The following is a 17,284-nucleotide window of genomic DNA, read 5'->3' on the forward strand; positions in this document are numbered from 1 at the left end:
TTTCAGACTTCTATGTACAAAAAACAGATATGGTCATTTACCTTAAGATTCCTTTTGGAAACGTTGCTTGGAGTTTGAAACGATAAGTAGTTTTTCGGCTAGTCTTTCTCCAAATTTAATGATTTCAAGTGGTTGACCATGCTGCGGGAGCACTCTCGCTTTCTACGGGAAAAGGTCTTCGACGAGATTCCGCAGAACACGAGCACAGTCAAGGAAGCTCACCAGTCCTACGTAGAAATTATTACGACAACGGTTAATCTACATGTTTTTACTCAACGAAACTAAGTCAAGAGCCATTCATTTCGGAGTTTCTATTAACTGCGTCAAAGCAACTCATTTTCAGCATAGCGATTGATAAAAAATAGAGTTGATCCCTTTACTGGGTCAACCCTGTTTTTCAACGATATTTGTTTTGAATTCAGTGGGGGTCATCCCTGTATATTTTTTAAAAACTTGTCCGAAATAACGGGGGTTATTTCCGAATCCTACAGCTTCTGCTACTTCAAACACTTTGACATGATCTGTCTCTTCTATCAGTTCTTTGGCTGCATCTATTCTAAGGTTAACCAAAAAGTTTGAGAACCGCTCCCCTTTCTCCTTTTTGAAGAGCTTTCCTAAGTAGTCAGGGTTCATGTAAAGTACATCGGCAGCAATCTTTGACAAGGATAATTCCTGCTCTGCAAGGTTGTTTTCCACATATTCTATCACCCTGGTGATAATGTTTGTCTGGGTTTGCTTTGTTCGTTCATAGTGATGAGCAGTAATTTCTTCCGCAATCTCCATAATATATTGTTTTATTTCCAGGAAATGATTGTACTGCTGAAAGAAAACGATTTGTTGAAAGTAATGATCCATCGCCTGCTTTTCCGCCTGACGTATAATCGACATGTATAATTCCAAACAATGGGATTTTACCAGACGTGCCTCAAGTTTTCGACTGTGTATGTCTTCGAAAAAATCACTTAAATAACGCCGCATCGCTTCAGCGTTACCACTACGTACGGCCAGCAGCAAATCTTCATGATCGTATTGCAAGTCTTTAAATCTGGCACCCCCCGGATTCCCAACATCCTGAACCGTGATAATGCTTCCATCGGCAAGATAAAATCGTTGGGTAAGGCAATTGATCGCTTCGTTGTACAGCATCCTCAATTCGCTAATACTGCCGGGATTGCTAATTGCAGTAGTAAAAGTCTTTTGATAGAAACTTGTATACGACTTCTTAATTTCTTTCAAATGATGAGATAATTCTTCCACCGATATATCCTCAAGCATGAGCACGATTCGCTCACCTATGGTCGTAGACATAAGCACCGACTGAACTTCACCCAACTGTCCGGTCACCATTTCTTTGAGGGCAAATTGTTGTTCGTATTCATGTTTGCCGTCAACTACCAGTACCAATAACCGGAACAATTTCGATGTTGTTTGCAGACCGAACATTTGACTGTAGTTTTCCCAATCCTGAATACTGTAGCTCTTATTCGTAATGTAGTCTTTCAAAAATTGCTCTTTTGCTTTCGGCATCACTTTTTGCAAATGGCTTCTCATTCTTTCCAGGAATGCTTGCTTTTGATTTTTTTCATCAAGATCTCCTACAATTTCTCGCAATGCTGCCTCGATCTTCTTTTCATTGCTCGGTTTTAATAAATAGTGCTTTACGTTGCATTCCATGGCCGTTTTGGCAAACTCGAATTCATCATATCCCGATAAGACGATGAAACGGATTTCCGGGTTTAGGCTGTAAACTTGTTGAATCAGCTCCACTCCATTCATCCCTGGCATTTTTATATCGGTAATGACGATATCAGGGGGACTTTGCTTGATAAGGTCAAAAGCCATTTGCCCATTGGAAGCTTTGGCCTGTAAAGACGTTTTACAAGCTGTCCAGTTGACCAAAGCGGCGATTCCCTCCAATATATTCACTTCATCGTCTACTAACAACACATCATACATGGTCCTCACCCCACCATATTCGGTATTAAGATACTTACCTGTGTCCCCTCTCCAACACGGCTTTCAATCATGATTCCATAATCCTTGCCAAACATCAGCTTAATTCGCTCGTTAATGTTTTTTAACCCGATACCTGAACTTTTCGAACGGATCTCCCCTTTGTAAATTCCCTCCAGCTTACTTGGCTCAATTCCAGGTCCATTATCTTCTACTACGATTAGCAGGTTCTCTCCGACATGCTCAAAACGGACCGTCACACAGCATTTAGTAACCATTTCTTCCAAACCATGCTGAATTGCGTTTTCTATGATTGGCTGGATGGTCAACTTAGGAATCTGGCAATCTTTAAACGGTTGCCATTCACTAAGATGAAATTCCAGTCTGTTTTCATAGCGATACTTTTGTATCGTAATGTAATTGTTCACGATTTCCAATTCTTCTTTTATTGTGATCATAGCTGCTTTTTTACTGATAATATTCCGCATCATATTGCCTAGCGCCTCAGCCATTACCGATATCTTTTCCTGTTGGTTAAGTTTAGCCATCCAATTTATAGAATCAAGCGTGTTATAGAGAAAATGGGGGTTGATTTGAGCCTGTAATGCTTTATATTCCGTTTCCTTGATAATCAATTGTTTCGTATAGTTTTCTTTGATTAACTGATTGATTTTATCGAGCATCAAACGAAAATTAACATGTAACTGTCCAACTTCATCGTTGTAATAATTTTCAGGAACAGAAGCCTGCTCTTCAAAGTTACCGTCCTGGACTTGTTTCATCCGCACAGACAACGCTTCCAGTGGCTTTGAAATGTACTCTGCAGCCTTTCTGCTCAAAAGGACGGTCAACGTCAGCATAAACAGGAAACAAATGACCATAATTCGTTTTATTGTTTTGGATTGCCTAGTAATATCACTAAATGGCAGTGCTTGAAAATAAGTAAGTTTGGAAAATCGTGAATGTTTATAAGTGAGCAGATAATCCTTTCTGTCCAATTCCATGATGTCGTAGCCGTTTTTCCTTGTCGGCAATTCTTTTAGATTTAAATCAATTTCCCCATTTTGGTAGTAGATTTCATTCCCATTCGTTACGATGAAGTTTTTATGTCTGGAAAAATCAAGCGTCTGGTCCACAAATTTATTCATGTCGATAGATACAATCAGAATTCCCATGTTTGCCAAGTTGACATTTTCCGTTCTGCGTATTAACCTGGCAGCGGAAATTCCGTTCTTTCCAGGGATTTTAGACCAGTTATTCGAACCTTCCGAGGCATATACCAGTTCCCTTATTTTTTCAACGTCGTTTTCTATCTTTGTGTCATAGCCCGTCGTATACTTTTCACCATATCTGTCTACTACTTGAATGGAAGAAATGTATCTTTCGGTTGAGGCAAAAGTAAGCAGACGATCGAGCAGATTTGCTTTCGTTTTATAATCTTCAAATCCGAGTTTCCGCTCATTGATCGTTTCCATATATTCCTGTACGAGGGAATCGGTACTGACCTGGAAGGTCAGATTCTCTATTTTTTTCAATTCTTCATCAATGACAGTGGAGGACAACTGAAGCATATCTGCCGACTCCTGATAGATCCGTTCTTCATAAAGCTTTGTAAAGTAATGGTATGTAACCATTCCAATGATGCAAAAAATTAGTAAAAGCAGTAACGAAATCGAAAATATTTTATTTTTTATTTTAATGCTGCTGTAAAAAGGACGAAACCGCATAATACCCCCCTGTCAAGCGCTTACATTTTCTATCATTATAGCACTTTCTACTGGACAGTAGGCGGTGACATTTCACTTGTTTGTTATCCTGCCCCCAAGTCCTGCTTTCTTCGTTTTTGCTGCCTCATCATCTGGTAGACGATCAAGCTAACAAGTCCAAGACCCGCCAACTCACCCAAAGACGCAGCAAATGAACCACTTATGCCGTTCCATTCCGGAAACAACCCGACAAATAACCAAATACTAAGAATCACAGTCATCATGTTAAAAAGCTGGGCGATCAGCATTTTCCTCGTTTGACGATTCAACATTAGGAAACCGTTTAAGAAGTCCACCCAAGGGAATACAAAGGTTTTTATGATAAAAAATTTCATCACAGCTAATGTCGAGACAGCCAATTCTCCCTTCGCCCCCATAACAGTATCCATGAACCAAAAGCCAGCGGGTGTATAACAAAGCAGCAAAAGGAGCAGAGTTGGGAGAATACTGGCAACAGCCATGAATCTGACCACTTTTTGTTTATTAGTTTCATATAATTGTAATACCAGTTGATGGGTGTACATAAAGAAACTCAACAGCATCTGGGTAATGCTGTAGGCTAGCGCGAACGACGCAATCCCTATTTCCATATTTTCTGATTTGGCTAAGAAGACATAAATAATCGGAATCAATATGGTTTGAATTACAAAGTAAAAGACCAAAGGCATATAAAACTGTACTATCTCTAACATCGCAAGTGGCTGGACCTCTTTTGGATAATGCGTTGCTAGAATCTCTCTTCCTTTCCACACACTAATGCCACACTCAATAATCATTCCCGTCAAAAAAATCACAGAACCTGTTGCACTAGTAACGTATCCGAAGAATACAAACAAATAGGCAATAAGAAACATGGCAAGCAGACGGACAATAACCCCTATGGTTAGCCACTTCGTCTGTAAGTGATTGATGATAATACCTTGATATATTCCACGAATTCCTGAAAAAATGATGACAACGGTAATTACTTTAAATGCAGACGAAATCGTCTGGACCATGTTTTCATCGGCATGGAATAGGTGGATATATACCCAGTCACCAACTGTACTGTAGGCCATCGCCATACTTAGACCGATAATGACTGTCAATATATACACCATGAACATCAACAGCTTCCTAAAGGCAAGTTTATCCTTAACCAATGCTGAACATGTCTGACGAAACACAATGATTGGTCGTTCAATAATTCCGAATAACGAAAATGCTACTGCATAACAAGCTATAATAAACGCTGCATGCTCGCCACGACTTAATGTCCCGTTAATAATTACGTGCGTAATCGAAGTCAAGCTTGCCGAAAAACCGAGCGGAATAAAAAATCCCGCAAGTTCTTTATAGCCAAATGTTTGGGATTGTTTAGTCACTGGTTGTCGCCCTTCTTTCCATGCTTTTACTTTCGTTTATTCACCGAATGAGTATATCCGGTCGTTCAATAACCTTTGTCCCAGCTTTCACTTCCAGCATTGGATAATCACCTGTATAGCTGATAATTTCCGATCCCGTTTCCCCGACGAGGATGGTGTCTTCCGATTTCACGCCTGCAATGCTCGGATTCCACGCAAATACCTGCCCAACCTGGACAACCGTATCCGCATGGTATGGCAGAAGCAGTTTTTCCCTTGAATTATAGCCGGAGAGTCCTCCTTGATGATGTTGCTTCCATTCTTGAGGATAACCAGCATCACGATAGGCAATTTGCATCTGCTCGTACAGACTCCGAAAATCAACGCCGGCTTCTGTAGCTGCAATCAAGCGAGAATCTACCGCGATCACTCCGCGATGCCTCTCTTTAATCGTCTCAGAGGGTTCTCCGAAATGAACAAGTCTTGAGGCTGATACCACCTTCCCGTTTTTCCTTGTACAGACAACCAGCATGGCATATTGATTCAAACGCATGGAAGTGGGAAGTGGATGACGGCGCTTGAATATCCGTTCATCTACTGCGGCCAGATTCACAATCGGCTCCAATCCTCTTTCCAGGCATGCCTTGGCAATCCGTCCGGCAAGTTGATATTCACTCTCCCCTTGTTTAAGTTCAAAAGCAGCTTGTTCGATTGCTTTTCCGGTCAGTACTCCCTGCTTACGAATTTCCTCTATATCAGTGCCTGTCAATATCGTTCGAACTCCGATTAGCTGCTGCTCTACATCCGTGTCTAATAAAAGTTCTTGGCGGTCCACGTAGTCAAATAGCAACTCTTCAAACAGCTTTGGTTCATACCAGGGAAATACTTCGATGAAATCAAAATCGAAATCAAATTCCTCTTCAACCAGACGTTCTGCTTCTATGTTATTAACAAACAATCCTACCTCTGTTTCGGTAACCAAGATACTTGCCGGAGATTTTTCCGTTGCTGTATTGATAAAACTTCGTCCGTTTGTCAGCCAAGATATATTTTTTTGCAGGGAAAGCAATAAACCGTTTTTTCCCGAATCTAATAACACACCACGTATCCGATCTACTTTTCCACTATTGACACCCATTCCTTTCAACCCCTTTTAGGAACTCCATAAATAATCCATGTTACTACTTCATTCTTCCTGGAACTTGAGTGAATGTTTCCATGTTTAAAAACAAAACAGGGAGCAATCCATGCCCCCTCTGTTTCTCTTCATTATCCTCAAATTCCCTACTTATCATGCAGCCATTTGTGATCTGGGTCTTCATAAGGATTGAGTTTCCGACCTGACTCTCCAGCCATAAACCACAAGTAGTAAACCTGATAGCCACCAGCTGCGCCAACTGGATGGTAACCTATATCAATCGCAAAGCTGTCTCCGTGTCTAATCGGATGGGCAGTATCAATTTTTCCGTCTTTCGTATAATGGTGCTGCACACCAAATCCTTGCTCTGGATTTACTTGGTAATGATAAATTTCTTCCAAGTTAGGCTCTTCCGGCGAAAATTCCCCATCATGCTTATGTGGTGGATAACCAGACCATTGACCAGCTTCGTTGATTGTTTCCCCTAGTACCATCCGATGGACTCTTCCATCTGCATTGTCGGCGATAATATCGCATACGGTTCGATTCCATTGTTTCTCTCCGCGCTTATGTACGACGATATCGTCAGGTTTGACGACAAAAGGTTCGAATTTTTCTTCCGCTTTCACTTTACAGACAGCAATTTGTACATCTGTATCAGCTACGACTTGGTAAGAAGACTGACAAGGTATATAAACAGTAGTTGCCTTCCCCGAGAAAACGCTTTCTCTTCCACCCAGCTCGTTCCAGTTTTGACCTTCTGTTTCAAGTGATGCAGTTCCTCTTAAAATCACTAATGCAGTTTCATAGGAGCCAGTATCTGCAGTAAAGGATCCTCCTTTGTCCAAAGTTAATTTCCCAAATGCAAGGTATTCAAGTAATTCATAATCCTCACCAAATATGTCTTGATATCCTTTTTGGTCTGAAGCTTTTATAAAACGATCCATCGATTACCCTCTCCTTTTAATAACAACGTTGTTATTTCAGTTTATAAAATATTCTGATGATTTTCAAGTCTTTTCTTTCGCATTTTTCTTTAAAGACTAGATTTGATTTTAATTATAAAAAAAGCGGCTCCCATTAGTCTAATAAGAGACTTATGGGGCAGCCGCACGTCTTCTATTTAACTAGTACTTCCACCTTCCCCTGAAAAGGAAGTCCATAGACAAGCTCTCCGTTCAACGTTATCATCTGGTCACCTTTTTCGAGTTTCCTTTCCAGTTCACTTTTGGAAAATTGTAGTTTCAGCTCTTGGGTACCATCATTGTCATGGTCCACTATTTTGGCTGATTTTCCACTGACTGGTTGCAAATCTCCGTCTAATCTGACCGTTTTTTCCTCTATGTCTTCTGGATTTATAGCCCGATTCAATTCAATAAACACGTTTAGCTTAGCTCCTTGTTTACTAGACTTATTCTCTTGCCCCTGTCTTTTTTTGATGACAGACGGGTCGATGGTGACTGCTGCTGGCAATAGAACCTGAAGAAAACCTCCCTTTATAATATTCCCTTCTCCATCGCGCTGGTATGGCAATGCAGGCTCCAAGCTGACAAAACTTGCATCAGTAAGCTGTACACCATTGCTGTTTTCCGAGGAATCTCCGTTAAAGAAAAAGTTCGACTCGGAAACCAGTTCACTCGGCAAAGAATCACGTACATTATACTGCGTTTGGTAAGATACAAAACCATCAATCGTAAAATCAGGTTCAATCGTACTATAGGTAGAAAAATCGATATTACCACCTGCATTATCATAGGAGACATTATTCACTGCAATAACTCCAGGATTACTATTACTAGTAAAACCAGCCGCACCGTTGCTGAATGCGATACTATCTTTTATGACATGCGGTACATGTATCCCTTCCCCACCTAGTTTGAAACCGTTTTTATCCCCGTCACCGACCGTGCCGTCGGTAAGAGTGCCATTTTGATAAGCAATACTATCCTCAATCAGGACGGAGCCGATTGCCCCTGTTCCTGCCTTTGTATATAAGTCCCACCCGTCATCAATATTGTGGTGTGCAATGCAGCCACGGAAAACGTTGTTCTCTCCCGCTGTCAGTTTAGCGGCAAATCCATCTGCATTATTTTCAGAGGGATCACGGTTATCGAAAGATTCACTATTCAAAATCAAATTATGAGACGGCCAATCTTCTCGGGCTGAATCTGGACTTGTGCGGCTTATTTGCAGACCGGTATCTCCGTTTCCATAAAATCTGCTATTTTCAATAGTGTTATGACTACCTCCTACCGTGAATCCCTTTGTATTCCCAGCTGACCCTGTAAAGTCAATACCGGTTACATGCCAATAGTCACCGCTCAATACCACCCCTTCGGATTTTTTGTCAAAATCGATTACAGGGCTTGCCCCTTCCTCCGCCATCAAATACTTCCTTTTTTCTTTCGTTCCATCATTAAACTTCTCAATCAGTAATCTCTCTTTCCGCTTATACGTTCCATCAGCAAGAATAATTTTTTGACCTGGCTGGACATAGGCAATTGCCGTGTCAAGGTCAAGCGGATTGTCTTTTGTACCGTTTCCCAGATTATTCCCATCGGGAGAAACGTGAATATCCTGACCGTTCCGGTATGTCTTCATGGTAACCGTATAGTTACGTATTATTTTATTATAATTGGTTAAATCCTGCGTATCATCTGGTATAAAAGATATGCTAAAGTCATTATCCGCACTTGCTTCCAATTCAGTTGAAAAAACACTCGTCTCCTCTGCCTGAATCGGCTGGTAACGGACAATTGTGTCCATACCTTGCCTAATGGTGACGAAACCATCTACGTTAGGTTGCACCAATAATTCATAGTCTGTTTCAGAAGCAGTAGTGCGTGATAGTACATTCAGCTCGGGTTCAATCGGCTCGTGGGGCGGGACAACTTTGGGTGGATCAGTAGCTTGAGCTGTTGACTCAAACTCCAGATTATGAACTTCGATATCAGCCAGTCGTGCTGCATAAAACCCTAGGTACATCTTAGCGTCCTGAACATTTAATATTTCCGGTTCAAAAAATATTGCTTGCTCCCCATCATTTAATTGACCTGTAAAGCCACTGTTAGTCTTGGAAAGTGTTAGACGATAATCATTTTCGGGGTAGGTGTTTTCAAGTCCGGGCTTTTCGGCCTTCAACATGTTTTTCATTATGCCATTGCTGCCAGCTCCATCTGGCGTCTCTACCCCTGTCCGGATAAACAGTTGGGTACCATTTTCCTCCTGAGTTCCGCCGCTGAAGCCACCAATCGCTGCTATATTTGAGGCGAAAACACTTGAATCATCTTCCTCCCCGATTGCATCCCTTGCCATGATACCAAACGATTCCTGTCCATCATGGGCTGGGCTTTTGGCATATTCATTTACCTTAATGTCAGCCGAAATCCGGAAATTATCCGCTTCCGCATCCAGTTCCGTATAATAAAAAGTGATGCCGTCATGATCACCGGTGATTTTGCCGGCTCCAGGCTCCGCAACCAGCCGGATTCCTCCATCACTCAATGGTTCGATATAGTTTTTCTCCGCTCCTGTTGATTGACCAAACTGGGTTACTTTCCACTCCGGTTCAGAAGTTTCCCTTACGGTAACCTCGAAGGTAACCGGTTCGATATCAGCAATACTCGGGATAATCTCGACAGTATAAACTCCAACGCGTTCCTTATCAAATCTAGAAATGTCTATTTCATAATCTGATTCATCGATTAGCTCCACGTTTTTATTTGCGTAGAATTTTCCGACTTGAATACCGCTAGAATCAAAGTCTTCCCCAATATGATAGGTAGTTTTAGGGTAGTTAACAAGCTTCAAACCTCTTACTCCGTTTTCTTGTACCTTAACGGAGAAGGCTGTCTCGGCATGCTTATAAAAAAGCTTTACCTGCTGTTCTCCGATTACTTCATCATCGATATCAGATGCAGTTAGCTGCTGTAGCATTACCCGTTCCGTAGTGCCATCACTGTAAGTTGCATTGACGATCAAACCAGCCAAATCCAACTCATCCCCCGGGTAATAGGTAGTCTTTTCCGGAAGCTGTTCAATCTCCAATCCGGTAAGTGCTGCGTTAGAAACAGAAACATCAAACGAACTTGTGATGCTAGGTTCTTGCTTTGATTGAACCGTTACCGTCTTGACACCTGGCTCGGTAAATCGATAGTCCGAGGAATCGATGTCTTCTCCATTAATAACAAACCGGAGCATCTCTTCATCAAGCTCCTTTACCAGGTAACCATTGTCATATTCACCCTCCACAACCAATCCATCTGCTTCAAAAGAATCATCCAAATGATAATCCAACTTGGCTGGATAGTATTTGACCCGCAAATCTGTAAGGACTAATTCGCGGATGGTCAAATCCAAAACAGCCGAAGCACCTCCATAATGGAAGGTAATCTGATTGTCGCCTGCTTCCATACTGTCAAAGCCAGTAACAAAATATTGCTCCGTATCGAGCAGCTGTGTGCTGCCATCAGGATAAACAGCTGTAACTTGAAGTCCTTCTAGTTCGAGCTTTTCCCCGATTAAATAATCTTTCTTCATATTTTCAGCATCGAGTAGCAGCTTGTCCGGTTCCGGTTTTATTACTTCGACAGAAAAATCATCAAAAGTAACAGCAGCCTCACGAGCCACATAAAACCCGACATATAAATTGTCTGAAAAGCTTTCTGTAAGAGTAACCACCTGTTGTTCTCCGTTGACCGCAACTTCATACGCTTCCCCGGACTTTTTAATGGATAAGTCATAAACTTCACCTGTCACGGGAGGGTTACTATCTGAAAAGGAATCCATTTTAGTTAAACCGTCCTGGTTATAAAAACCACGCATTTTATCATCCAGCCCCCCGACGGCCAAATAATTGGAAGCCGCTTTGCCGGAATCTCCATTTCCTTCTACTTGGTCCCGAATCATTAATCCAAAAGAACGTTGACTGTCTGGGTTATAGCGATCCACCTTCACTCTCGTATGGAATTCAAAATTAGACTGAACGGATATCTCCTTAAAGTAATAAGACAATCCTTCTTCACTGCTCGCTATTTTTCCACCGGCCGCATCTATACTGAAAGACCCATCTTCATGAAATACCGGAGGCGGATTTTTTTCTTCACTTGTATTGGATCCGAATGCAGCAAACTGCCATTCATCGGTATTCAAGTAGGTTTGAGCAGCGAAAACAGTCGTGGTAAGATTACCAAATAACAGCAAAAAAATGGCACAAACAATCAACAAGCGAAAGCATTTTTCCTTCATTTATTCACTCCTCCTATTTTCTATCCTTCAAAACCTTGCGACTTTCCCCCCCTCCAAGCAAACGCTTTCATTTTATAACAACGTTGTTATGTGCTGTATCATAAAACTCAGTCAACAGATTGTCAACCGAGTTTGCTGAAAATTCCTACAATTTACCTATTTTTATGTTTTTTCCTCGTCTATAGAGAAGGATAAAGCTGCTTCAGTAACCCATATACCGCGCCAAGCAGATTCGCATTTTGCCGAAAATGACAGGCTGCTATCTTAGGCTTAACGGTAGCAATATCCACTTTACGAAGAATCATTGCTAGTTTCTCGTCAATTTTGTCAATCAAGTCTGGTCTGGCACTAATTCCTCCACCAATTAAAATGACTTCCGGATCGTATATGTACTGCAAGTTATAAATGCCTACAGCCAAATGATGGTAGAAACGTTCGATCGCCTTTAAACATACAAGATCTCCAGCTTCCGCCATATCAAAAATAGCTTCTCCAGTCAGTGAACGATTGTCTACTTGCTTTTCGGCTGCTACGTGACGAATCAAAGCTGCGGTTGATGCAGTCGCACTCCACGTAATATTTTCTTCGCTCAAATCCGGCCGTAAAAGCATATATCCAAACTCGCCACCATGTAGATTGGCCCCTTTATGCAAGATTCCATCTTTAATAACCGCTCCCCCCGATTCCGGTACCGATTACAACAGCCAGCACGTTTTGCTTACCTTGGGCGGCTCCTTTCCAAACCTCTGCATAACCAGCACAGTTGGCATCATTCTCCATAAAAACCGGTAACTTCGTTTTTTCCTTTACCAATTGTAACAAATTGGGTCCGTGAATATATGGTAAAGCACTGGCTCCATATATTATACCTTCTCCTGAAACGGCACCAGGTGCACTGATTGCTATACCTGCAGTTTCTGGATTTTCTCCGGCATACTTCGTTATCAATTCTATTAATCCATCAATCGTTTCAGGTGTTGCCGATTTTGTTTCCTCCAAAATTGTCGCGTCTTCCTGAACTAAAGCAAATTTAATAAAGGTACCGCCTATATCAAATGCTAGATAGTTTTTCATTCCTCCATCCACTCCATTTCTATATGATTGTGCTGCCATGAATGCAGATAAACAAAGAAGGCAGCCTGTGGCTGCCTTCTTTATTTCCGATTAGCTGATTTCCGCCGTCTTTTCTCGGTTTTGGGAGGGAAATAACCTCGCTCATAAACCCTTCCTTTTTTACATCCATAGAAGGCTGCCAAGGCGTTAAGGTCCTCGACCTGTTGAAGCTTTATTGCTTCCACCATTAATAACGCCGCAGCCCTTGCGTCCTCTAAAGCATTGTGGTGGTAAAATTCGATTCCATTATGACCCGCAACTGTATGCAATTTATGATTTGGCAATTCCGGCCAAACCTTTTTCGACATGGTGACCGTACAAAGGTAATCAAATTCCGGATAAGTAAGTTCGAATCGATCCAATGTCTGTCGCAATACACTCATGTCAAAACTAGCATTGTGGGCGACGACCAGCCTGCCGGATAAATACGGCTTTAATGTCGGCCATAGCTCATCAAAGGTTGGTGCGTCAACGACATCTTGTTCCTCGATCCCATGGATATACGTATTCATAGAATCGAACTCCATCAATGGGTTAATCAAGCTATAAAATTCATCTATTATGCCGTTCTCATTGGCAATCACAACACCAATCGAACAGGCACTCGTACGGTAACGATTCGCTGTTTCAAAGTCTATAGCTGCAATTTGCAAAATATTCCCTCCAGATGAGGTTATTTCCTCACTATTAAAGGTTTATTATATAATACTTGTCATGGACAAACAAAAAATAGTCTTTTTTTAATTTTTGCCACAACAAAATGAATTTAAAACCTAGCAGGAAAATGTAATGAAACAAGACAGTCCAGATGCATTGAAGAAAAGTTGTTTCTCTTGCAAATGAGTTGGTGAACTCTACACTCCGCAAGCTCTCTATCGAAAGGTAACTTCCATCAAAAGAATTCGTTTCCCGGACGCACGTGCCTACTCTCAAATTCGGACTAGGGCCTCGATCGTCCGTTTTTTCGGAGGAGTCTCGCTGATTTCCTCCCGCACTATTTCATTTTATAGAGTCTCTTTAACCATTAATCGGAGTAACTGGTTGAAGGTCATTCTGTACAAACAGGTTGTGTGGTAATGATGATGTTTCCCATGTACTCGTAAGGTGCGTCATCAACAAACATATGAGTACAGCATAACTTTAGGGGAACAAAGGAAAGGAGTTTTTTTCGCACACACTGATCCAGCCTATATCAAGATAGAGAAACACCACCACCATCAAGATAAAACCATAAATTCTTCTAATCCTTTTAAAAAAGACCAAACCCTAGGGTTTCAGCCTTTAAAAAGCACCTTTTCACCTGCTATTTTTGCTCTTGTTTTTTCAACAATTCTTCCATGTTACTATTCATCCGTCCTAATTGGCGTATAATCATCCAATTCTGTTCTACCAGAGTAGATAAATAGGTAACTTTTGCCTGTTCTTCTGCTTTTGCAAAACTTAATGCCATTCCGGCCTTAAAAAAATTATTACCTGCCAAATCGTTGGCAATCCGTTGGAGAACTACCAAATCCTTTTCATCCAAATCCTCTAACTGATATTTTTCCATAAATTTTTGCAGCTGCTTTTCTTCTTTTGATTGTTTCTTTTCATTATTTCCGCCAAATAGTCCCATATACTTATCCTCCTGCATAAAATCTCACTACACCCATTTTTACTTACACAGGAGGGAAAATCAAATGAAACGCCAATAAATTAGTATTTCATTTAACATTTTTTAATCTTCGTTTTTTTATATCCTTTCTCTACTATCTTGTTCTTGTTTCAGCCACCCATATACGGCACCAAGTATATTGGCATTCTGTCGGAAATGGCAGGCTTCAATGCGCGGCTTAATTTGAGCTAAATCAATTAAATCAAGAATCCTGTCCAGCTTGCCGTTTATGTGTTCTATTAAATCTGGACGTGCACTTATTCCACCACCGATAAGAATGATTTCCGGATCATAAATATATTGCAAATTATAAATCCCGACTGCCAATAGATGGTAAAACTCATCCACTGCCTCACGGCAAACAGGATCGCCAGTTTCTGCCATTTCAAATATTTTTTCTCCAGTCAGCCTTGATGGATCTTGCCGCTTTTTCTTCGCAACCTTTTTTACGAGGGCTTTTACAGAAGCAATCCGGCTCCAGACTTCGTCACTACTATGGATATCAGGGGTAAGCAGCATGTAACCAAACTCTCCGCCGTGCAAACGATCTCCTTTATGCAGCTCTCCATTTTTCACAACAGCTCCGCCAATTCCCGTCCCGATAACCATTACCATTACATCCTTTCTACCTGCCGCCGCCCCTCTCCATATCTCTGCATAAGCAGCACAGTGGGCATCATTATCCATGAAAACCGGCAATCCAGTTCTTTCCTTGATCAACTCTTTCATGTTAGGACCGTGGAGATAATGGACAGCACTCGAACCATAGACAAAGCCAGCCTCTGATACGGCTCCCGGCGAACTCACAGCAATTCCGGTAAGAAGAGGTTGAGACATTGCTCGGGATTCAAGAAATAATAGCAATTCATCGATCGTTTTCGGTGTCTTCATTTTGCTGCTTGAAAGGATATCCCCCTCCCTAGTAACAATCCCATACTTTAGAAATGTCCGCCTATATCTACTGCTAAAACATGATCCACGGCTTTTCTCCTCTCCTCTTTCACTTAAAGCGAACCGATTTCTTCTCCGTGTTTATCCTTATGAATGAACGGTCATCTCACTTATACTCGTCAACTATCGTTTCGAATTGTCTTTCGGCAATTAACCGCTGATACCAGTAGGCAGATTTTTTAAGATTGCGGTTCCTGTTATCTTCTAAATTGATCTCGACGAGACCATAACGATTTTTAAATGCATTCATCGGGGAAACATTATCAGAAAATGCCCATAGCATATACCCCCTGCAATTCACGCCTTCTTCGACTGCTTTTAGCAGCCATTTTAAATGGTCACTGATAAATTCTATTCGATAATCATCCTCAATCATGCCATCCTTATTTTTGAAACGCTGTTCGTTTTCTACTCCCATTCCATTTTCGGCAATGAACCATTCGATATTGCCATACTCTTCTTTCATTCGAACGCCCATATCGTACATAATTTGCGGATAGATTTCCCACCCTCGGTATGGGTTCATTTTTTTGCCAGGCAGGTCAAATTTTTCGTAATAAAAGGCGGGGTGGAAAGGGGCCCCTTCGTTCCAGGCTGATGTACGAGCCTGGACACGATGTGGAAAATAAAGATTGAGCCCTACATAATCGACCGTATTGTTTTGTATGATTCGTAGTTCTTCTTTCGTATGCTCAAATGTTATATCATGTTTTGCCATTAAATCGAATAGTTCCTGAGAATATTCCCCTTTAATTGAGGGATCCAAAAAGACACGATTAAAAAACAAATCATAAATTCGGGCCGCCTCCTGGTCGTGAGGCGACAAAGATCGGGCATAAGTGACCTCTGGATTTAAAATAACACCTATTTTCCCCCGTTGGTTCAGCCCTCTTTTATTAAACAAAGAAACCACCTTGGCTGTGGCAAGTGCCTTGTTAAAGTTCCATTGCATCCATTTCTTTGTATTCTGTTCGAAGGGATAACGGATGGCATCCAAATATACCCTTGTCTGAACAACAATCGGTTCATTGAAAGTGAACCAATGCCGGACTTTGTCACCGTACCGCTCGAACACTCTCTCTGCATATTTTACAAAAAGCTCGACAACATGCTTTGAGTTCCAGCCGCCATAATTCTCAAATAGAACAGCCGGTACTTCGTAATGCTCCAGACAAATCATCGGTTCTATACCGTTCGCGATTAATTCATTGATCATGTCATCGATATAGGCAGCATAATCTTCATCAACAACAGCATTTTCATAATCTTCTAGAAATCGAGACCAATTGATGGAAGTCCGGAAATGCGTCAGACCGATTTCCTTCATATAACCGATATCCTCTTTATAGCGATTGCGAAAATCGGTGGCTACAGCCGGTCCGAACCCGTCATGCCAGACATTTTGATTATTTTTGTACCATAAATCCAAATAGGAATCCTGACTATCTTTTTTCCCTGACCAGCCTTCTGTCTGCCAGGCGGATACTGCTGCTCCAATCATGAAATTCTCTGGTACTCGAATCGTTTTTGTTTGCATCGTTATCGCTCCTTTTTGGTAATATTGGAATTCGGCAACAGTAAATCCGCCGATTCACTTTACTGGGGTCGTGTTCCATTTTCGATACTCTGTCGGAGTCATCCCTACAAATTTTTTAAAGACTTCTACAAAGTATTTGTATTCATGGTAGCCGACCTGTTCTGCGACCTCTCTTACTTTGAAAGGAGTGTCGGCGAGTAGTGTCTTCGCTTGTTCGACCCGAAGTACATTCACATATTCATTAAAATTCCTGCCAGTTCTTTGTTTGAACAAAGAACTAAAATAATTCGGGGAAATATTGATGACATCGGCTACTTCCTGTGCTTTGATGTCTGTAGTGTAATAATTCTTTATGTAGGTTTCCGCACGCTCCATCAACCAGTTGTTGTTTTCGACATGAGTTAACTGGCACTTATTCATCAGATTTCTGATATCGTTTTCAAACAAAAACTGGATTGCCTGATACGTGTTGTAGCACTGAAAGTCGAGTGAATGAAGCAAAGTCGCATCCAAATCGGTCTTTTTTCTCATTAACCCCTGATACCTTTCATAAACAGAGGAAACTACTCCCCTTGCCACAGA

Annotated in this window: 13 protein-coding genes; all 13 read right to left on the reverse strand. The window is 41.4% G+C overall.

Going from position 1 to position 17,284, the window contains the following annotated elements; translation table 11 throughout:
• Positions 1 to 384: 384 nt before the first annotated feature.
• Complete coding sequence (locus tag BN1067_RS16650) at positions 385 to 1,956, reverse strand: response regulator transcription factor (RefSeq protein ID WP_053219949.1); 1,572 nt, start codon at positions 1,954 to 1,956, stop codon at positions 385 to 387.
• Positions 1,957 to 1,961: 5 nt separating this feature from the next.
• Positions 1,962 to 3,680 (reverse strand): sensor histidine kinase, encoded by a 1,719-nt coding sequence (locus BN1067_RS16655; RefSeq protein ID WP_053219950.1) that lies wholly within the window; start codon positions 3,678 to 3,680, stop codon positions 1,962 to 1,964.
• Between the two features lie 83 nt (positions 3,681 to 3,763).
• Positions 3,764 to 5,083: a hypothetical protein gene (locus tag BN1067_RS16660; protein ID WP_053219951.1), complete on the reverse strand. Its 1,320-nt coding sequence runs from the start codon at positions 5,081 to 5,083 to the stop codon at positions 3,764 to 3,766.
• Between the two features lie 40 nt (positions 5,084 to 5,123).
• Positions 5,124 to 6,200 carry a M24 family metallopeptidase gene (locus BN1067_RS16665; RefSeq protein ID WP_053219952.1) on the reverse strand — a complete coding sequence of 359 codons (1,077 nt, stop codon included), beginning with the start codon at positions 6,198 to 6,200 and terminating at the stop codon, positions 5,124 to 5,126.
• A gap of 146 nt (positions 6,201 to 6,346) precedes the next feature.
• Complete coding sequence (gene iolB, locus BN1067_RS16670) at positions 6,347 to 7,147, reverse strand: 5-deoxy-glucuronate isomerase (RefSeq protein ID WP_053219953.1); 801 nt, start codon at positions 7,145 to 7,147, stop codon at positions 6,347 to 6,349.
• Positions 7,148 to 7,319: 172 nt separating this feature from the next.
• The gene (locus tag BN1067_RS16675) at positions 7,320 to 11,447 is read right to left on the reverse strand and encodes a bacterial Ig-like domain-containing protein (RefSeq protein ID WP_053219954.1); all 4,128 of its coding nucleotides are present in this window, start codon (positions 11,445 to 11,447) and stop codon (positions 7,320 to 7,322) included.
• Between the two features lie 179 nt (positions 11,448 to 11,626).
• Positions 11,627 to 12,100: an ROK family protein gene (locus tag BN1067_RS20290; RefSeq protein WP_234400719.1), complete on the reverse strand. Its 474-nt coding sequence runs from the start codon at positions 12,098 to 12,100 to the stop codon at positions 11,627 to 11,629.
• Between the two features lie 10 nt (positions 12,101 to 12,110).
• Positions 12,111 to 12,521, reverse strand: a complete 411-nt coding sequence (locus BN1067_RS20295; RefSeq protein ID WP_234400720.1) for an ROK family protein — start codon at positions 12,519 to 12,521, stop codon at positions 12,111 to 12,113.
• A gap of 80 nt (positions 12,522 to 12,601) precedes the next feature.
• Complete coding sequence (locus BN1067_RS16685) at positions 12,602 to 13,213, reverse strand: 3'-5' exonuclease (RefSeq protein ID WP_110943536.1); 612 nt, start codon at positions 13,211 to 13,213, stop codon at positions 12,602 to 12,604.
• A gap of 650 nt (positions 13,214 to 13,863) precedes the next feature.
• The gene (locus BN1067_RS16690) at positions 13,864 to 14,175 is read right to left on the reverse strand and encodes a hypothetical protein (protein WP_053219956.1); all 312 of its coding nucleotides are present in this window, start codon (positions 14,173 to 14,175) and stop codon (positions 13,864 to 13,866) included.
• 117 nt (positions 14,176 to 14,292) lie between these two features.
• Positions 14,293 to 15,105, reverse strand: a complete 813-nt coding sequence (locus tag BN1067_RS16695; protein WP_234400721.1) for an ROK family protein — start codon at positions 15,103 to 15,105, stop codon at positions 14,293 to 14,295.
• 166 nt (positions 15,106 to 15,271) lie between these two features.
• Positions 15,272 to 16,702: a glycoside hydrolase family 1 protein gene (locus BN1067_RS16700; protein WP_053219958.1), complete on the reverse strand. Its 1,431-nt coding sequence runs from the start codon at positions 16,700 to 16,702 to the stop codon at positions 15,272 to 15,274.
• 54 nt (positions 16,703 to 16,756) lie between these two features.
• A partial coding sequence (locus BN1067_RS16705) for a helix-turn-helix domain-containing protein (protein ID WP_199868547.1) occupies positions 16,757 to 17,284 on the reverse strand: 528 nt, incomplete at its 5' end.

The organism is Virgibacillus senegalensis, from assembly GCF_000821245.2.
In the GTDB taxonomy this organism is placed as follows: domain Bacteria; phylum Bacillota; class Bacilli; order Bacillales; family Amphibacillaceae; genus Sediminibacillus; species Sediminibacillus senegalensis.

What these genes read in the sequence shown, in the direction of transcription:
- BN1067_RS16650 (WP_053219949.1), bottom strand. Translation starts at nt 1,956, where the DNA reads ATGTATGATGTGTTGTTAGTAGACGATGAAGTGAATATATTGGAGGGA.
- BN1067_RS16655 (WP_053219950.1), bottom strand. Translation starts at nt 3,680, where the DNA reads ATGCGGTTTCGTCCTTTTTACAGCAGCATTAAAATAAAAAATAAAATA.
- BN1067_RS16665 (WP_053219952.1), bottom strand. Translation starts at nt 6,200, where the DNA reads ATGGGTGTCAATAGTGGAAAAGTAGATCGGATACGTGGTGTGTTATTA.
- iolB (WP_053219953.1), bottom strand. Translation starts at nt 7,147, where the DNA reads ATGGATCGTTTTATAAAAGCTTCAGACCAAAAAGGATATCAAGACATA.
- BN1067_RS16675 (WP_053219954.1), bottom strand. Translation starts at nt 11,447, where the DNA reads ATGAAGGAAAAATGCTTTCGCTTGTTGATTGTTTGTGCCATTTTTTTG.
- BN1067_RS20295 (WP_234400720.1), bottom strand. Translation starts at nt 12,521, where the DNA reads ATGAAAAACTATCTAGCATTTGATATAGGCGGTACCTTTATTAAATTT.
- BN1067_RS16690 (WP_053219956.1), bottom strand. Translation starts at nt 14,175, where the DNA reads ATGGGACTATTTGGCGGAAATAATGAAAAGAAACAATCAAAAGAAGAA.
- BN1067_RS16695 (WP_234400721.1), bottom strand. Translation starts at nt 15,105, where the DNA reads ATGAAGACACCGAAAACGATCGATGAATTGCTATTATTTCTTGAATCC.
- BN1067_RS16700 (WP_053219958.1), bottom strand. Translation starts at nt 16,702, where the DNA reads ATGCAAACAAAAACGATTCGAGTACCAGAGAATTTCATGATTGGAGCA.